Genomic DNA, 18087 nt, shown 5'->3' with positions numbered 1-18087 from the left:
AGCTTGAGGAGGGCGAACCATGCTTGCAAAGCGTATTATTCCATGCCTTGATGTTAAAGAAGGGCGAGTCGTCAAAGGTGTGAATTTTGTTAATCTGCGCGATGCAGGTGATCCGGTAGAATTAGCGGCTCTGTATGATCGGGAAGGTGCAGATGAGATTATATTTCTGGATATTTCAGCTTCGATTGAAGGCCGGGAAACGATGATTGATGTTGTACGCAGAACAGCGGGTGAAATATCGATTCCTTTTACAGTAGGTGGCGGTATTTCTAAAGTCGAAGATATGAAAAATATTCTACGTGCGGGTGCAGACAAGATCGGAATCAATACAGCAGCAGTACTCAATCCGCAATTGATCAATGATGGTTCACAGCGATTCGGAGCACAGTGTATTGTGGTTGCGGTAGATGCGAAGTTCAACCCGGAATGGGGCGAGTGGGAAGTGTACACTCATGGAGGACGCAAACCTACAGGTATTCGTGCATTGGCATGGATCAAAGAAGCGGAACAACGTGGAGCTGGTGAAATTCTGCTAACCAGTATGGATGCGGATGGAACCAAAGATGGATTTGATATTGATCTGACTTCCGCTGTCTGTGAAGCGGTTAATATTCCGATTATTGCGTCAGGCGGAGCAGGAACATCAGAGCACTTCTATGATGTATTCACTAAAGGCAAAGCTGATGCCGGGCTAGCGGCTACTATTTTTCATTACAAAGAGATCGGTATTCCTGAGCTTAAAAATCAGTTGAAAGACAAAGGAGTGGAGATTCGATGAGTGGATCTGATTTTCAACACGAGATTATTCATCAGTCTTTATCTTGGGAACAACTGGTCGCTAATATCAAATGGGATGCTGATGGGCTTGTACCTGCGATCGTACAGGATGAGAATAGCAAACAAGTACTAATGATGGCTTATATGAATCAAGAATCGTTACAACGCTCTCTAGACTCTCAAGAGACATGGTTCTGGAGCCGTTCTCGTCAAGAATACTGGCATAAAGGTGGAACATCAGGCAATACTCAACAGATTACATCGCTATCTTATGATTGTGATGGAGATACGTTATTAGTCATGGTTCATGCAAAAGGCCCTGCTTGCCATACAGGCAGAATAAGCTGTTTCTATAATGAGGTGAATGAAGTGGATAATCAACCAACATTTAACAATAATGAAGAACAAGATGCAACGTTATTGGCTTCTGGTAAAGATCGCTTTGCCATTTTAGCAGAATTGGAACAAATGATTGCTGACCGTGATCGTGATCGTCCTGAAGGTGCGTATACAACGTATCTGTTTGAAAAAGGAATCGATAAAATTTTGAAAAAAGTAGGCGAAGAAACGGCTGAAACGATCATTGCAGCTAAAAACCAAGATAATGATGAACTTCGTTATGAAGTTAGTGATCTGATCTATCACTTGTTAGTATTATTACAAGAGCGTAAATTGCCTTTAGATGATGTACTGGCTGAATTGGATCGCCGTCATGAGCGTCCACGCAAAGATTAAGAGCGGAGGCGAAAGTCTATGCGAATAGATTATCATACCCACCATGCACGCTGTGGACATGCTGTAGGTGAGCTAGAAGAGTATGTACAGCGAGGTATCGCTATCGGGTTGTCTCATCTAGGGTTATCGGATCATCTGCCACTGATTCATGTCGATCCTGCAACGTATTATCCTGAAATGGCGATGCCCATGGATGAGTTACCTCGTTATATTGAAGAATGTCTGATGCTCAAAGAAAAGTACCGTGATCAAATTGCGATCAAAGTTGGTTTGGAAGCAGACTATATTGAAGGATATGAAGAGAAGATTCAGCATATTCTGAATCAGTATCCTTTTGATTATGTGATTGGTTCGGTTCATTTTCTAGGAGAGTGGGATATCTCCGATTTTCGCCAGACCGCAGGTTGGGAAGGTAAGCATGTACTGGATGTGTATCGCCAGTATTATGATGCAATCAGCAAAGCGTGTGCGACAGGATTTTATGATATTGTAGGGCATTTGGATGTGATTAAGCGCTTTGGTTATGTACCGTTGCCAGAAGAGACAGAGGAGCGTATTGCTCTGGAAGATATGGCGCTACAAGCAGTAAAACAGGCAGATATGGTGATGGAGCTTAATTCATCCGGTCTATCTAAAGTCTGCAAAGAAATCTTCCCCAGTCGTCGTATCGTGGAGCAAGCGATTGCGCTTGATATTCCGTTAACGCTAGGCTCTGATGCTCATGATCCGCTGAAATTAAGTGATCATTTGGATGAAGCTAGAGCATTGTTGCAAGAGTTAAATGTGCAGCAATTAGCAGTATTTGAACAACGTCAACGTTCGTTTGTTCCTTTAAATGGATAAAAAATAACCCTTTAGCTGAATTCAGTTAAAGGGTTATTTATATGGTATATCAGGCTATATTATTGGTCTTGTTTGAAATGTACTTACGAGTACGATTATACTTTTTGTGGTTTACCACCAGAAGGTAAAGTAGCAGATGAATCAGTAGATGTTGTATTCACACTAGTATCAGATGTAACGACAGTTGTACCACTATCTGTAGGTCCTTCAGGTAGAGTATTCACACCATCCCGTTCAGCTTTGCGTGCTTTACGACGCTCGTTCAAGATCAGTAAGAAGATCACGAACAGAATACAAGTGATAAGAATCAAGAATCCACCTAGCTCTTGTGAAAAGTATTTTAGATCTCCACCACGGAAACCAAGTCCGCGTAAAAATTTGAAATGCCAGGATAGAGGTAATGCATGACTGACCTGTTGCAAAATAGGTGGCAACAACGCTACAGGAATCTGAGCACCACTTAAAATAAAGGATGGTAACAGGATCATCGTAATTCGACCTGCTGCTTTGGCAGGAGAGGAAGCACTCCAACCAACCATCATACATAGCAACGATAAAGCGATAGTATACATAATGAATGGAATAAATAACTGAAATACATTCGCTTCAAATCGTAATCCGCCTACTTGTTTGAGACAACCCATAACCAAGTACATCGAAGCTGTCGCAATTAAAGAGTAAGGGATAACTCGGAAAACGATGCTAAGTGGTTTCTGTACCATACCTGCAAGTAAACCTTGTTCACGTAGACGCGGTACGATCCCCAATGTGGCTCCACCTAGAATCGATAGAAATACCGTATTTACAAATCCGATAACTGAACTCATTAACATGTTATTCGTAGGGTTATATAGTAATCGAGTCTGCAAATTGAGTCCTGTAGATAAATTAGTAGCCTGTGTAGCGTTCAGTCCCATCGCTACAAGCTTTCCTGAAGAAGCAGTAGAGTTCTCTGCTGTGATGACTTCAGTAGCCCCTGTACGCAAGCTAGCAGTCGCTGTCGACAAAGCTGTATCCACGTAGAATCCAATATTGCTTTGGTTCCCTTGAGCACGAGCTTTCTCTAAGCCGGCTGGCAAATAAATAACACCTAAATATTTTTCATTGTATAAAAAATCATTTGGATCGGTGTAGTTATACGTGATGTACTTGATATCAATATACTGATCGGCATCGAGTTGTTCAATCAGATGTTGACTGTATGTGCTGTGATCCATATCGACCACAGCAACAGGTGCTTCATTTAATTGATTGTTTTTAAAAACATAACCAAAAGCGGCTGAAATAATCAATGGAGCAATAATGATAATAAAAATAAATTTACCATTCAGAATGAGCTTGAATTCATCAATTATTGCTTTCATTGGTTAGAACCTCCACCGTCATTCCCGGCAGCAATTCAGATGTGCGTTTCACATCGACACGCACAATGAAAGAAGTTGTGTCGGCTTGACCTTTTTCACGGCTCATCCGCAAAGCAGCATACTGTGGTGCAGATGTAATATAACGAACAGTACCTTGTACATCTTTATTAAGTGAAATCACATCTGTTTTCACTTTAGCGCCAGCTTTGAACGTTTTGATATTTTCTTCGCCAACATAAAGGTCATAATACAATTTACCTGTTTCGATTACGACTACCGGTGTACCCGCAGAAACGTTTTCGCCTACTTTGGGTACGACACGAGTTACTTTACCGTCTACCGCTGCTTTTAGCACACGACGATTTTTTTGAACGTTTAGTGTATCTAGGTTGATTTGCAATGAATCTTTTTGTTTTTGCAACAATTCGATATTGTATTTACCGTTACCGATATCTTCTTGCCCTTGTTGAATTTGTTTTAAAGCTTGTTGAGCTTGTGCTACTTTGAGACTAGCTTGCTCACGATCTTCAGCAGTTGCTCCATTTTTCATTTTTTCAAGTGCGGTTTCTTGTGCTTTTACTTGATTACCTGTGAGTTCTACTTGTTTTTGCGCAGTCGCTAATTGATCTTGTGCGCTTTGTAATTGTTTATTTGCGGTATCTACAGCATTTTGAGCACTATCTACACTCGCTTGTGTAGCTAATCCATTATCAAAAAGAGATTTGTTACGATCAAAGCTGGTTTGAGCGAAATCAGCAGCTTGTTGAGCAGCTGATACAGCCGTTTGTGCAGAAGTCACTGAATTATTCGCAATTTCGACTGATTTTTTAGCCGAATCGACAGCGATTTCTTGGCTGGTAATATCTTCGGCACGAGCGCCTTGATTGACTTGAGTCTCTGCTAGTTGAGCCGCTTGAATATTTAATTTAGCATTGGCTTCTTGTTCTGCTAATTTATTAGATTGACTGGTTAAAGAGCTTCTAGCTTGACTGATTTGGACATCGACTTGAGACATTTGTTCTTTGATTCCTTTGATTTGCAAATCAATATCATTGGTATCTAACGTCATCAGAACTTGTCCTTTTTTCACACGTTGCTCTTCGATAACTTTAACAGAGCTTAATTTACCAGCTTGTCCTTCAAATGAACTGTTCACAGTATCAATAGTGAGGACACCTTCTTTTTTGAGAGCAGCCATAGAAACAGCATCTTTACCATGCATAGTTAGTAAGTATCCACCTATACCTAGGGCAGCTATTAATACAATAATAGGGATTAGTTTTACGATTTTCACTTGTTTGTGCTCCTGTTCTTCATCAATTAAATATCATTTTTTTAATATAAAATTCAAACTATCTCCTCGACGTTATCTTAAAAAGATATGGTACGGGGGCTGATAGTAAGGTTCCGTATTACTTTGCCAAAAAAAAGTTAACCTTGTTTAGATGTTTCTAGTCCTGCTTGAATCTTGTACAATAAACGATGTAGCACTTTTTGTTCATCATCGGTTAGCTGAGACATCATTCTATCAATCTGTTCCATATAGATAGGAAGGGTGTCATGAATCAATTGCTTACCTTCATCGGTTAAATGAATAGAGGTCATTCGGCGATCCTCATGTGCACCACGTCGAATTAATCCGTCTTTTTCCAGACCATTAATGAGTCCAGTCATTGTTGAACGAGTTACACCTGAATATTCAGCAAGATCGGAAGGTTGTAGCGGTTTTTTGCGTAACAATAATGGCACCAAAATACGCATTTTACTTGGTGATAGTCCATGTCTAGCAAGCAAAGTGGATGTTTCATTAAATATTTCATGCGAAGTACGAATTAATAAAATCGAAGTACGCATACAATCGATATTGAAATCAGGGTATAATTTACTTAATTCGCTTAATTTGTCCATCTCTTCCGATGGAGTATGCTCATCAGATGATTCTATTATCGACATTTTCTTCACCTTTCTTTAGGGCAAAACTAACATTTCAATAATAACGGCTTATGACTTGATTAACATATTGTACGGTTCCGTACTACATTTAGTCAAGAAAATTTTATGAAAGTTTCTGAATATGGTTTTCTTTAACGCTTTATAATGGTTTCCGGTATGATAGAAATAATTAATCTATCTGTAACTACCGATAATATAATGTTAGGTTGACGGAGTCTGGATATGAAATAGGAGGCGCTTATGAAAGATAAATTACGTATTTTCTCAGGATCATCTTGCCCGGAGTTAGCAGCTCAGATTGCCGAGCGACTCGGTGTACAGCTAGGCAAAATTAAATTATCTCAATTCAAAAGTGGCGAAACCTATGTTCATTATGAAGAAAGTATTCGTAATATGGATGTATTTTTGGTGCAATCGTTATCGCATCCGATCAATGAAATGTTTGTCCAATTATTAGTGATGATTGATGCGGCGAAGCGTGCTTCTGCGCGTACGATCAATATCATCGTTCCTTATTATGGATATGCAAGACAAGAACGCAAGTCCGCTCCACGTGAACCGATTTCTGCCAAAATGGTAGCTGATGTACTGACAACAGTAGGTGCTCATCGTGTGATTACAATTGATCTGCACGCATCGGCTATTCAAGGATTTTTCAATATTCCTGTCGATCACCTAACAGCTCTGGATCTGATCAGTGGTTATCTTAAAACGAAAAAAATAGAAGACGCTGTCGTGGTATCTCCTGACGCTGGCCGAGCTTCTATGGCGGAAAAGTTAGCTAATCGTCTGGATTCTCCTTTTGCTATGATGATCAAAAAACGTCCGGCACATAATGAATCGGTTATTACGCATGTGATCGGTAATGTAGAAGGCAAAACGCCTATTATTATCGAAGACTTGATTGATACAGGAACAACGATTATTAATGTAGTCGAAAGTTTGAAAGAGCGTGGAGCCAAAGAAGTGATCGTCTGTGCTACCCATGGTCTTTTCTCAGGAGCAGCTTTGCAACGTTTGGATCATCCGTATATTCGTGAACTGGTTGTGACGGATTCGATCAGCCTGCCTCCAGGACATCTGGATCGCTTAACTGTATTATCGGTTTCGCCGATGCTTGCTCATGCCGTACGCATCATTATGGAAGGTGGCTCTATCGCTACTTTATTCAGTGATGCAGGGATCTAATTATACTTTGGTAGTAGGGTGATAGAACCGTAGCTTTAGTGTGTCAGAGGGATATGATATACTTACTTGATAATGATTTTTAAATGACAATCATAGTCGTCTAATTCTAAATAAATGATATAACTATTGATAAATGTGGTATAGAAACAAAGGAGGTGCCTTGATCCGGTGAATGATTATAAGCGAAAAGTAGAAGAAGATGGGCGTAAAGTCATCTCTCTTCATTGGGATGCTAACTTCTTTTTCGAAAGAGCTGTCCGTTCATTAGACCGTCATCATTATGACAAGGCATTGAAATATTTTCAAAAAGCTGTTGAATATGAACCTAATAATCCTGTGAATCATTGCAATCTAGCGGGTATATTATCTGAGATGGGTAATTATGAAGGATCGAACCAAGTACTTGCTGATATTCTGGACGGCGTAGACCCTGCAATGGTTGAATGTCATTTTTATATGGCGAATAATTATGCCAATATGAGTCAATTTGAACAAGCAGAGACTTCATTGTTAACCTACCTTGATTTAGATAAAGAAGGTCAATTTCTAGACGAGGCTGGCGAAATGATGGAGCTATTGAATAAAGAATTGAAGCGTTCATCAAGTACCGATTCACATACGCAGTTACCTGTGAGTGATTATGATGCAGCTCAGCGTTTATTGCAGCAAGGGCATTTTGCAGAAGCATCTGAAAGCCTAAAGCAGATCATAGCGGTGCAACCTGATCTGCATGAAGCACGTAATCAGTTAGCGATTGTGCTGTACTATCAAGGGAAGATTACAGAAGCGGCTATACAGATTGAAGAGGTTCTTTTACAAGATCCTTATCATTTGCATGGGTTATGTAATCAAGTGATTTTGATGCAACATCTCGGACAGACCGAACAAGTGAAGCAACGTATGAATATTCTGAAACGAATGATTCCTTTTCAACAAGAACATTTGTTAAAGTTAGCGACTACACTTGGTATGCTGGGGGAACATCAATTAGCGTACACGTATTTTCGCAAGCTGATCAAACAGCAAGAATCGGTTCATCAATGGGCAATTTATCATTATGCGGCAACAGCAGCCTGTCATTTGCAAAAGGTAGATGAATCTCAGAAGTTATGGCAGATGATTTTGCGCTTTGAGCCAGAAGCGGAAGTGCCTGCATTTTATATGGAACATTTGGAACAGATTAAGCTTGGTGAATTGATGCCTTCTTATCAGTATCAGTTGTTATCTCCATCAACAAGTACAGCGTATCCCAGCGTGAGTATTGAACATTATATGTATGCAGAACCTACATATATTCAATTGCTCCATATGTTAGCTCATGGAAATGAACAACAACAGCTACGTGCGCTTCAATCTTACGTATTTGATGATAATGATGAAGTGTATCAAGCTTTACGCCAATTGTTGATCGAGCCACAGATTTCAGAGACATTACGTACTGAAGTCAAGCGGGTATTACGACAATGGACAACAGCACAGACATTGCCGACTGACTATTTTAGAGTGGATACAGAACTTGCAAAGTCTAGTCTACCTATTGTAGATTAGAAAGCTTGTCACATATATCTTTTAACTACATCAAGGAGGTTTTCTATTTATGTATAAAACAATCGTTATTGGTACAGGACCTGCTGGATTAACAGCAGCTATTTATTTGGCTCGTGCAAATCTAAAACCGTTAATTATTGAAGGCCTACAACCAGGTGGACAATTGACTACAACCACAGAAGTAGAAAATTTCCCGGGATTTACAGAAGGTATTATGGGACCTGAATTAATGGACAATATGCGTAAACAAGCAGAACGTTTTGGTGCAGAATTCAAATCAGGATGGGTAGAACAAGTTGATCTATCTCAACGTCCTTTTAAAGTAAAAGTAGAAGGAATGGGCGAGTTAGAAGCCGAATCCGTGATTATTTCAACAGGTGCTTCTGCAAGATATCTAGGCATTCCTGGAGAGCAAGACAATATCGGTCGCGGTGTAAGTACATGTGCGACTTGTGATGGATTCTTTTTCCGTGGTAAAAAGCTAATTGTTGTCGGTGGCGGCGATTCAGCAATGGAAGAAGCAAGCTTCTTGACTCGTTTTGCAACCGAAGTAACAGTCGTGAATCGTCGTGATGAGCTTCGTGCTTCCAAAATCATGCAAGATCGTGCACAAGGCAATCCTAAGATCAAATGGCAGTTAAACCGTAAGCCGCTTGAAGTAGTATCAGACGGTATGGGTGTTAAAGGTCTAAAAGTGCTGAACAATGAAACAGGACAAGAAGAAGTCATTGAAGCAGACGGTGTCTTTGTAGCGATCGGTCATACACCGAACACTGGTTTCTTGGGCGAACAGATCCATACGGATGGACACGGTTATGTCACAGTTACTCCAGGTACAACAGAAACCAATATCCCAGGCGTATTCGCTTGTGGTGATGTGCAAGATACACGTTACCGTCAAGCGATTACAGCAGCAGGTAGTGGTTGTATGGCTGCAATGGATTGTGAGAAGTATCTTGAAGGCAGTATGGTACACGACTGGAGCGAATCACTCAACGAGTAAGAACATAGATGGAGAGGGAGCCATTATGGCTCCCTTTTTGGTGAGATTAGACAAGACAACAGAGCCGTGGGTTCGCTTGACCAGAATCTAAGGTTCGCTTATAGTGGGATACGTACATTCAACTGAATCGTGTTCTATCTTATATATTTTCAAGCCTAATCCTATATATGATATTTATTCATCATTTTGTATACTTTTCTATGTCTAGAAGGATGATACAATGACATATAATCATAGTAGTGGTTAGAGATCTTATAAATCATGAACTATTAAACTTTGAATGGAAAAGGTGGATCGGTCATATGTCTGAAAATATTTATATTGGTGTTGATCTTGGCGGTACAGCTATCAAAGTAGGTATCTGTAATCAAGAAGGAGAATTGCTTCATACGTACGAAGGTCCGACTGAAAAAGAAAAAAGCTCAGATGCGGTTATCGGTAATATTGAAAAATATGTACGTCATATCGTAGAGCAATCACCTTATGAGTGGGATCAAGTGGTAGGTGTTGGAGCTGGTGTCGCTGGCTTCACTGATGTTCGTGCTGGTGTTATTTTGATGGCTCCTAACATCAATTTTCAGAATGTGCCGATCCGTGCTATTTTGGAAGAACGTCTAGGCAAAACGATTCGTGTCGATAATGATGCTAACGTAGCGGCTCTAGGTGAAGCTTGGAGTGGAGCAGGCAAAGGGATTACGGATTGTGTCTGTTATACGTTAGGTACAGGTGTAGGCGGCGGTATTATTGTCAATGGTCATATTTATCAAGGATTCTCAGGTTTAGCTGGTGAAATTGGTCATATTTCAGTTGTGCCTGATTTGGAAGCGATTAAATGTGGTTGTGGCAAAATGGGCTGTCTAGAAACGGTATCTTCTGCAACTGGTATTGTTCGTATGGCCGTGGAAGCTGTAGAACGTGGCGATCATACATCATTATCTGCCATCGAAAAAGTATCTGCAAAAGATATTTTTGATGCAGCTAAAGCAGGCGATGAAGTGAGTATCCGTATTATTAATCGTGCTGCTTTTTATCTTGGTAAATCGATGGCTGCTGTTGCAGCAACATTGAATCCAGAACGCTTTATTATCGGTGGCGGTGTATCCAAAGCAGGCGATATTTTGTTCAATGAAATCCGTAGAGTATTTGCTGAACTCACTCCTGAACCGTTGCAACGTGGAGTAGAAATTATTCCTGCGAAGCTTGGTAATGATGCAGGTATTGTTGGAGCAGCTGGTTTATTGTTACGTTAAGGTATAGAGATCATATCAAAGTCTAGATTCGTTAAAGGGAGGGTACTTGAGCATGAGCAAAAGCGAAAATTCATCGATAGCCACAATGATTATTATTACCGGAATGTCTGGAGCGGGCAAAACGATTGCTGTACAGAGCCTTGAAGATCTTGGGTTTTTCTGCGTAGATAATCTGCCCCCTGTACTGATTCCAAAGTTCGCTGAATTAATAGAGCAATCCAATGGTAAAATCGGTAAAGTTGCATTGGTTATCGATTTACGCGGACGTGAATTTTTTGCTGCTCTGTCTGAATCCCTGAATTATATCAAAAACCATTATACGATTCATTCTGAAATCTTATTTCTGGATTCTAGTGACTCTGTATTGGTTCAACGGTATAAAGAAAGCAGACGTCGCCATCCGTTAGCGCCTGAAGGTATGCCGCTCGATGGTATTCGTTTAGAACGTCAGATGTTAGATGATCTCAAAACATCAGCGACTCAAATTATAGATACAAGTATTATCAAACCTGCTCAATTAAAAGAGAAAATCATTTCTAGCTTTTCTCACTTGGAATCGAATCGCTTGTCGATCAACGTCACATCATTCGGGTTCAAATACGGTATTCCAATCGATGCAGATCTAATTTTTGATGTTCGCTTTTTGCCGAATCCTCATTACATCGATAATTTAAGACCGCATACTGGGCAAGATAGCGATGTCTACGAATATGTAATGAAATGGCCGGAAACACAAGCTTTTCTGACCAAATTATTAGATATGCTACACTTCTTAATTCCTCATTACCGGAATGAAGGTAAAAGCCAGGTTATTATAGGAATTGGCTGTACAGGCGGTAAGCATCGTTCTGTTGCGATTTCTGAGTACTTAGGCCGTATGCTTGGTGCAAGTGAAACAGAAACAGTACGTGTTAGTCATAGGGATGCTGATCGTGATCGGCATTAAGGAGTGAAAGATATGTCTATTTCACAACCCACTTTACCTGTGGTTCGTCCTCGAATCGTGGTTATGGGTGGTGGCACAGGGTTGTCGGTTATGCTTAGAGGTCTCAAAGAAAAGCCCCTTGATATTACCGCTATCGTCACTGTTGCAGACGATGGCGGAAGTTCAGGGATTCTGCGAGATGAGCTAAAAATGCCGCCACCCGGTGATATTCGTAATGTACTTACCGCTTTAGCAGATGTAGAACCTCTTTTATCAGACATGCTCAAATATCGTTTTCAAAAAGGCGAAGGACTTGCAGGTCATAGCTTAGGTAACCTGATTCTGGCAGCAATGACAGACATATCGGGTGATTTCGTGACTGCTGTTCGAGAATTGAGTCGTGTATTTGCTGTGCGAGGACAAGTGCTTCCAGCAGCAGAACAGGCTGTTATTTTACACGCCGAGATGGAGGATGGCTCTATCGTCACTGGGGAGTCTAAGATTCCCGAAGCCGGTAAAAAAATCAAACGTATTTTTCTGGAACCTGATCATGTAGAACCTTTGCCTGATGCGGTACTTGCGATCGAACAGGCAGATGCGATTCTGATCGGACCTGGTAGTCTGTATACCAGTCTGTTGCCCAATTTGCTCGTGCATAAGCTTGCAGAAGCGATGTTAAATTCCAAAGCCCTCAAGCTATTCATTTGCAATGTGATGACACAGCCAGGAGAAACAGACCACTACACGGTGAGTGATCATTTGAATGCGATCTATGAGCATGTCGGTCATCGATTATTTGATTATGTGATTGTGAACAACGATCCGATTCCTTTAAAAATGCAAAAGCGCTATGCCGAACAAGGAGCCAAGCCAGTGATTCTGGATCTAGAAACAGTGGAATCGCTGGGTTATAAAGTGATCGCGGATAAGTTGGTACTTTATGGTACGTATCTTCGTCATGATGCGGATAAGTTAAGTCATCATATTTATGAGCAAGTTAAAAAATCTATGTTATCGAAAGGGTGAGTCCATTGTCATTTGCGGCGCAGACGAAAAAAGAATTAACGATGGTAGAGGCTGATGACTGTTGTGAACATGCAGAACTGTCTGCGCTTATACGGATGAATGGTTCAGTGCAGATTTCCAACAAAAAAGTCATTCTGGATATCTCCACTGAAAATGCCGCTATCGCAAGACGGATCTATTCCCTGATCAAAAAGCATTTTGCTGTGCATACCGAATTATTAGTGCGCAAAAAAATGCGTCTCAAAAAAAATAATGTCTATATTGTTCGTATTCCTATGGGTGTACAGAGCATTTTGACGACGCTCAAAATTGTTTCTGAAGGATTTATGTTCACACCGGGAATCAATACCGAAATGGTACGCAAAAACTGCTGTAAACGTGCTTATTTACGGGGTGCTTTTATGGCAGGCGGATCGGTCAATAATCCTGAGGGATCATCGTATCACTTGGAGATTGCTTCGATGTATGAAGAACAGTGTCAGGCGCTCGTTGATCTTGCGAATGAATTCGAATTGAATGCTCGCTGTATTGAGCGAAAAAAAGGATTTATTTTATATATCAAAGAAGGCGAAAAAATTATTGAATTTTTGAGTATTATCGGAGCGCATCAAGCGCTATTCAAATTCGAAGATGTCCGTATTATGCGAGATATGCGTAATTCTGTGAATCGTATCGTCAATTGCGAGACTGCTAACTTGAATAAAACGATCGGTGCAGCGGTTCGTCAGATTGATAACATCAAATTTATCCAACGCCGTATTGGACTGGAACAATTGCCTGATAAATTACGTGAAGTGGCAGAAGTCCGTTTAGCAAATCCTGATATCAACCTCAAAGAAGTCGGTGAAATGCTCAAAGGTGGAGTCAGCAAGTCAGGAGTCAATCATCGGCTACGTAAATTAGATGAGATGGCTGAAAAAATGCGTAATGAGCACTATGCTTGAATAAAATAATCTCACGTAAGCTTTATTTTTTTCTAGTACGGTGCGTGCTATAATGGTATAGTGTTATGAACATGGTATTAAACACTGTGAGCTACTTAGGTATGCTCAATAGATGTAATGAATATGTATTATAGGGGGTAACGATCTCATGACAAAACACCCGGTTGTTGTTCGATTGAAAACGGGATTACACGCAAGACCTGCAGCATTGTTTGTACAGGAAGCGAATAAATATTCTTCAGAGATTTTTGTTGAAAAAGATGATAAAAAAGTGAATGCTAAAAGTATCATGGGCATTATGAGCCTTGCGATCAGTTCGGGCACTGAAGTATACATTAGTGCAGAAGGCGCAGATTCAGAATCTGCTGTAAACGCTTTAGTCAGTCTAGTAAGCAAAGAAGAATTAGAAAACCAATAAGCCCCCCATACGATATGGAGGGCGTGCCGTCACAGATTTCTGTGGCGGTTTTTTGTATAGAGATATTCGTTTAACTCAGGAAGATCCCTTTTTTGGCAAAATTCAATTTCAACTGAAAAGCATTCCAGGAGCTCTGGTAACCAAAGCCATCTCGCAATACAGCAAATGGAATATACATACGTCCGTTGACAACCTCCGCATCAGGTCCGTTCCACTGATGATTGTTCAGACGCATAGTAACGCCAGAACCGCTCATGATCATATCGAGCTGATCATCATTTTGCAATAATGTATATGTTTTGACACCGGATTCGTATCGCAACGTCATTCCAATAGAGTCACGCAACATGACTACTGGAATCATGGTATTTCCGCCGATTAAAAGTCCATTTTGTGGAAGACGGGTTCCATTCCATTCTAACTTCACTTCACGCGGCTTGGCTGGAGTGGCAGCTTGAACAGCTGTTGTATTAAAGATTAGAATACCCATCATAAGCAGAATGGAACCCCATAGACATTTATTTTTTAACATGGTGACTCTCCCCTCATTCTTATTGTTCCCGATCTCGTGTACTCATTATAGCTCTAAAGTCCATAATGGTGGGATTATATGAGATTATAAAAAAAATAATCTAACTTGTCACGATGAACTTGAACAATGTGTAACTTGTTGTGTGAAATAGACAATATCTTCTCTCTATTCTTGTTATTCTTCAGCAAAATAAACGATCATTCTTCTTCAAACAGAGCGTTAAATCATGAACGATGCAACTTTTATTCACGCCTTATCGTTTAGTAGGTATAACCTTTAAGGAGTGAGTAGCATGAAGAAAACAAGTAAATCCTTAGCTTCATTGATGATCGCAGGTACACTATTAACAGGAATGGGAACACTTATAGCACTGCCTAGTCAGACGATGTATGCTGCTGAGACAGTTGCTCCTGCAACAGCAACAGGCGTGATTAACGTAAGCGGTACAGGTAAATTAACCGTCAAACCCGATATTTCATACCTAGCGATCGGAGTACAAACAACGTCTACAACAGCAGCCAAAGCGCAATCGGCTAATGCTGAGAAAATGGCGAAGTTGAATACTTTACTCAAAGGAGACTGGAAGATTCCAGCTGCGGATATTGAGAGTGTTCAATTCTATGTACAACCCAACTATGACTATAACGGTAAAGACCAGCAAAAAGTTACAGGGTATACGGCATATCATAGTGTACAAGTGACTTACCGTGATCTGGACAAACTAGGTTCGTTGTTGGATGCTGCTGCTAAATCAGGAGCGAATAATGTTGGATCTGTGAGTTTTGGTATCGAAAATGAAGATACCTACCAAGAGCAAGTTATTGCTAAAGCGATGGCTAATGCCAAAGCAAGAGCACAATCGATTGCCAAAGCAGCTAACCTTTCACTAGGAAGCCTATTGTCTGTTAGTGATCCAGGAGTGAGTGCACCACCTGTAGTCTATATGGAGAGACAAAGTGCTAAAGCAACAGAAGATTCTGCTGCTGCGAGTACAGCTATCGAACCAGGTACAATCGAATTAAATGCTACACTTAATGTGCAGTACTCTATGAATTAATAGTATGGAGCCACAATTGAATCTGATTTTGACAAAATAATCAGATTTGTAACTAATTATACGTGCAAATCCACGTATCGTTTCAGTATAGTAGAAGTTTACTAAAGTAGAACTATCCTCAAATTAGAAACGTTTATCCTGTTCAATGTGTATGCGATCAGGGTAAGCGTTTTTTCTATATTTAACCAATTGAGTGCAAAATGTCTTACAGTTTCATTACTTTTACTATCGCAATCGTGACTATGTTGTAAATTGATATTTAGTTATTTGTAAATCTATCTATGGTTGTTCAAAGTATAATGATAAAGGTTAAACTAAATATAACATGATACATATGATAAGGGAGAGATGATTTATGAAAACAACTCAAAATAATACATCTAAAACACATTTGAAAAAAATATCTGCATTTTTGTTAGCAACCACATTGGCAACGGTGGGAACAGTAGCGGTTCTGCCAGGTACTTCTTCTACGGTGCAAGCTGCAACAACCAAAGCTTCTACTGCGAAGTCAGCTATTCATGTACAAGTGGAAGGCAAAGCAATTGCAACTACAGGGATTGTAAGTGCGAATGGTAGCTCATTGCTTCCTTTGAAAGCTACAGCCAAAGCAATCGGTGCTACAGTCACTTTCAATGCGAAAGAGAAAACAGTAACAGTGACAAAAGATAAACACAAAGCATCTTTTGCTCTAGGATCAGGTTCAGATGACGGTGTATTTGTGACATTGGATGGTAGTACCATTGGGGATAGTTATGATGCCAAAATAGTCAACGGTACTTCTTATGTAGCAATCAAAGCCGTGACAGATCAATTGGGATATCGTGCGGTATGGAATGGTGCTACACGTACTGTAAATATAACCAAAGAGGGCTTAAACAATATTGAAGTAACAACAACCACTCTAAAACCAACCAAAACGAATAATTATACAGAGACCAATATTAAATATCCAGTGGTATCCGGTCTAGACAATGCAGAAGCTGAAGCAGCGATTAATAAAGCTTTTGCAGCACACGCTCAAACGTATTTAGAAAAAGTACAAAAACAAGCTAAAGAATTTGGTGCACCTCCTAAAGATTCAGTTATCACTTATGAAATCGATAGCGGTTATAAAATAACGTACAATCGTAATGGTGTACTAAGTATCCTAGTGACTGATTATGAATATCTTGGTGGTGCGCATGGTAGTTCTATACAAACAGGCATGACATTCTCATTAAAAGATGGCAAGCAAATTCAATTAGGCGACTTGCTCAAATCCAATAGCAATTATCGTAAAGATATCGACAAAATTATCAATGCTCAAATGAAAAAAAATGGAGATCTTTACTTTAAAGATAGTTTTAAAGGAATTGCTGCTAATCAAGGATACTATTTAACAGATAGCGGAATCACTCTGTTTTTCCAACAATATGATATCGCACCTTATGCAGCAGGTATGCCAGAATTCCCGATTACTTTCAAACAAGTGTTGCCATCAGGCGTGAATCCACTTGATGCATACAAAGCTTAAATAAAAAAGTATACAAAAAAGCCTCCGGTTTATACCCCGGAGGCTTTTTTGCGTGTTGTTCCAGCATGCTGGAGTAAAATTATACCCCTTGTGGAGGTGTATTTTCAATCACTTTATCAACGATACCGTAATCTTTTGCTTCAGCAGCAGTCATAAAGTAATCGCGGTCTGTATCTTTTTCGATACGTTCCAACGGTTGACCTGTACGTTCTGCTAGAATTTTATTCAATTTATCACGCATTTTAAGAATACGACGAGCACGGATTTCGATATCTGTTGCTTGTCCTTGTGCTCCACCAAGTGGTTGGTGAATCATAATCTCGCTGTTAGGCAATGCAAAACGTTTACCTTTAGCACCAGCGTTAAGTAAAAATGCGCCCATACTTGCCGCCATACCTACACAGATGGTAGATACATCAGCTTTGATAAATTGCATTGTATCGTAAATAGCCATTCCCGCAGTGATCGAACCGCCTGGACTGTTAACATATAGGTGGATGTCTTTCTCCGGGTCTTCGGCTTCCAGAAACAGCAATTGTGCGATAATCGCATTGGCTACAACATCATTGACTTCAGAACCGAGAAAAATAATGCGGTCTTTTAACAGACGAGAGTAAATGTCATAGGCACGTTCCCCACGACTGCTTTGTTCAACGACCATTGGAATATAACTCACTAGAAACCCTCCTTCAAAGTTGTACATCATCAATAGAATAATTATAGATCAAATATTGTATTAGAAGATACTCATTGTTCTTACCACATTATAGGATAATTCAAACCAAAAGTCAAAGAAAGTCAAACTATCCTGACCAAAAGTGAAGGAACTTCTGCAAAATAGGTTAATGAAGAAGAGAGCAACCTAATTTTGGGTATAAAAATAACCAGCATCGGCTGGTTGAAGGGTATTCTGCGTTTATAGGTAATTCACTTAATGTTGCGCAAATACTTCTACGATAGGATAGAACATAGTAAGTACGTACATAATCGTATTGATCATAAAAACAA

Annotated in this window: 18 protein-coding genes; 13 read left to right on the top strand and 5 right to left on the bottom strand. The window is 40.0% G+C overall.

What is annotated here, in order from left to right:
* The first annotated feature begins 19 nt into the window (after window positions 1-19).
* The 3 genes from hisF to hisJ are packed head-to-tail and all read left to right on the top strand — an operon-like array spanning window position 20 to window position 2355.
* Window positions 20-778 (top strand): imidazole glycerol phosphate synthase subunit HisF, encoded by a 759-nt coding sequence (gene hisF / locus RCP16_RS18150; protein ID WP_273592906.1) that lies wholly within the window; start codon window positions 20-22, stop codon window positions 776-778.
* Window positions 775-1512 carry a bifunctional phosphoribosyl-AMP cyclohydrolase/phosphoribosyl-ATP diphosphatase HisIE gene (hisIE, locus tag RCP16_RS18145; protein WP_137225555.1) on the top strand — a complete coding sequence of 246 codons (738 nt, stop codon included), beginning with the start codon at window positions 775-777 and terminating at the stop codon, window positions 1510-1512. Before hisF ends, hisIE begins: the two co-directional genes overlap by 4 nt.
* Window positions 1513-1530: 18 nt before the next feature.
* On the top strand, window positions 1531-2355 hold the full coding sequence (gene hisJ / locus RCP16_RS18140; protein WP_308640997.1) for a histidinol-phosphatase HisJ: 825 nt from the start codon (window positions 1531-1533) through the stop codon (window positions 2353-2355).
* A 95-nt stretch (window positions 2356-2450) separates the two neighbouring features.
* Here hisJ and RCP16_RS18135 read toward each other — a convergent pair whose 3' ends face one another.
* The 3 genes from RCP16_RS18135 to RCP16_RS18125 all read right to left on the bottom strand — a co-directional run bounded on the left by RCP16_RS18135 (window position 2451) and on the right by RCP16_RS18125 (window position 5672).
* Window positions 2451-3719 (bottom strand): ABC transporter permease, encoded by a 1269-nt coding sequence (locus RCP16_RS18135; RefSeq protein ID WP_308640996.1) that lies wholly within the window; start codon window positions 3717-3719, stop codon window positions 2451-2453.
* Window positions 3703-5013: an HlyD family secretion protein gene (locus RCP16_RS18130; RefSeq protein WP_308640995.1), complete on the bottom strand. Its 1311-nt coding sequence runs from the start codon at window positions 5011-5013 to the stop codon at window positions 3703-3705. Before RCP16_RS18130 ends, RCP16_RS18135 begins: the two co-directional genes overlap by 17 nt.
* Before the next feature lie 137 nt (window positions 5014-5150).
* Window positions 5151-5672, bottom strand: coding sequence for a MarR family winged helix-turn-helix transcriptional regulator (locus tag RCP16_RS18125; RefSeq protein ID WP_069325831.1), 522 nt, complete (start codon window positions 5670-5672; stop codon window positions 5151-5153).
* A gap of 240 nt (window positions 5673-5912) precedes the next feature.
* On the opposite strand from RCP16_RS18125, the gene RCP16_RS18120 reads away from it, so the two are divergent.
* The 8 genes from RCP16_RS18120 to RCP16_RS18085 all read left to right on the top strand — a co-directional run bounded on the left by RCP16_RS18120 (window position 5913) and on the right by RCP16_RS18085 (window position 13974).
* A complete protein-coding gene (locus RCP16_RS18120) occupies window positions 5913-6860 on the top strand; it encodes a ribose-phosphate diphosphokinase (protein ID WP_069325830.1) in 948 nt (315 codons plus the stop codon).
* Between the two features lie 168 nt (window positions 6861-7028).
* Window positions 7029-8408: a tetratricopeptide repeat protein gene (locus tag RCP16_RS18115; protein WP_308640994.1), complete on the top strand. Its 1380-nt coding sequence runs from the start codon at window positions 7029-7031 to the stop codon at window positions 8406-8408.
* 49 nt (window positions 8409-8457) lie between these two features.
* On the top strand, window positions 8458-9411 hold the full coding sequence (gene trxB, locus RCP16_RS18110; protein ID WP_069325828.1) for a thioredoxin-disulfide reductase: 954 nt from the start codon (window positions 8458-8460) through the stop codon (window positions 9409-9411).
* A gap of 302 nt (window positions 9412-9713) precedes the next feature.
* Entirely contained in the window at window positions 9714-10661 is a 948-nt protein-coding gene (locus RCP16_RS18105) for an ROK family glucokinase (RefSeq protein WP_069325827.1), read from the top strand.
* 52 nt (window positions 10662-10713) lie between these two features.
* Window positions 10714-11607 (top strand): RNase adapter RapZ, encoded by an 894-nt coding sequence (gene rapZ / locus RCP16_RS18100; RefSeq protein WP_069325826.1) that lies wholly within the window; start codon window positions 10714-10716, stop codon window positions 11605-11607.
* A gap of 12 nt (window positions 11608-11619) precedes the next feature.
* Window positions 11620-12612 carry a gluconeogenesis morphogenetic factor MgfK gene (gene mgfK / locus RCP16_RS18095; protein WP_069325825.1) on the top strand — a complete coding sequence of 331 codons (993 nt, stop codon included), beginning with the start codon at window positions 11620-11622 and terminating at the stop codon, window positions 12610-12612.
* A gap of 5 nt (window positions 12613-12617) precedes the next feature.
* The gene (whiA, locus tag RCP16_RS18090; protein ID WP_069325824.1) at window positions 12618-13556 is read left to right on the top strand and encodes a DNA-binding protein WhiA; all 939 of its coding nucleotides are present in this window, start codon (window positions 12618-12620) and stop codon (window positions 13554-13556) included.
* Window positions 13557-13704: 148 nt separating this feature from the next.
* Entirely contained in the window at window positions 13705-13974 is a 270-nt protein-coding gene (locus RCP16_RS18085) for an HPr family phosphocarrier protein (protein WP_069325823.1), read from the top strand.
* 70 nt (window positions 13975-14044) lie between these two features.
* On the opposite strand, the gene RCP16_RS18080 is transcribed toward RCP16_RS18085, so the two are convergent.
* Window positions 14045-14506, bottom strand: coding sequence for a stalk domain-containing protein (locus RCP16_RS18080; RefSeq protein ID WP_069325822.1), 462 nt, complete (start codon window positions 14504-14506; stop codon window positions 14045-14047).
* Window positions 14507-14798: 292 nt separating this feature from the next.
* Here RCP16_RS18080 and RCP16_RS18075 point away from each other — a divergent pair, with 292 nt between their 5' ends.
* Together RCP16_RS18075 and RCP16_RS18070 are read left to right on the top strand one after the other, a co-directional pair.
* Window positions 14799-15563: an SIMPL domain-containing protein gene (locus RCP16_RS18075; protein ID WP_069325821.1), complete on the top strand. Its 765-nt coding sequence runs from the start codon at window positions 14799-14801 to the stop codon at window positions 15561-15563.
* 355 nt (window positions 15564-15918) lie between these two features.
* Entirely contained in the window at window positions 15919-17079 is a 1161-nt protein-coding gene (locus RCP16_RS18070; protein WP_308640993.1) for a stalk domain-containing protein, read from the top strand.
* 79 nt (window positions 17080-17158) lie between these two features.
* On the opposite strand, the gene clpP is transcribed toward RCP16_RS18070, so the two are convergent.
* On the bottom strand, window positions 17159-17755 hold the full coding sequence (gene clpP / locus RCP16_RS18065) for an ATP-dependent Clp endopeptidase proteolytic subunit ClpP (protein WP_069325819.1): 597 nt from the start codon (window positions 17753-17755) through the stop codon (window positions 17159-17161).
* Between the last annotated feature and the right edge of the window lie 332 nt (window positions 17756-18087).

It is taken from the genome of Paenibacillus nuruki (assembly GCF_963311185.1).
GTDB lineage: Bacteria > Bacillota > Bacilli > Paenibacillales > Paenibacillaceae > Saccharibacillus > Saccharibacillus nuruki.
Note: the sequence above shows the minus strand (reverse complement) of the source record. Positions and strands in the feature narration are given on the sequence as shown.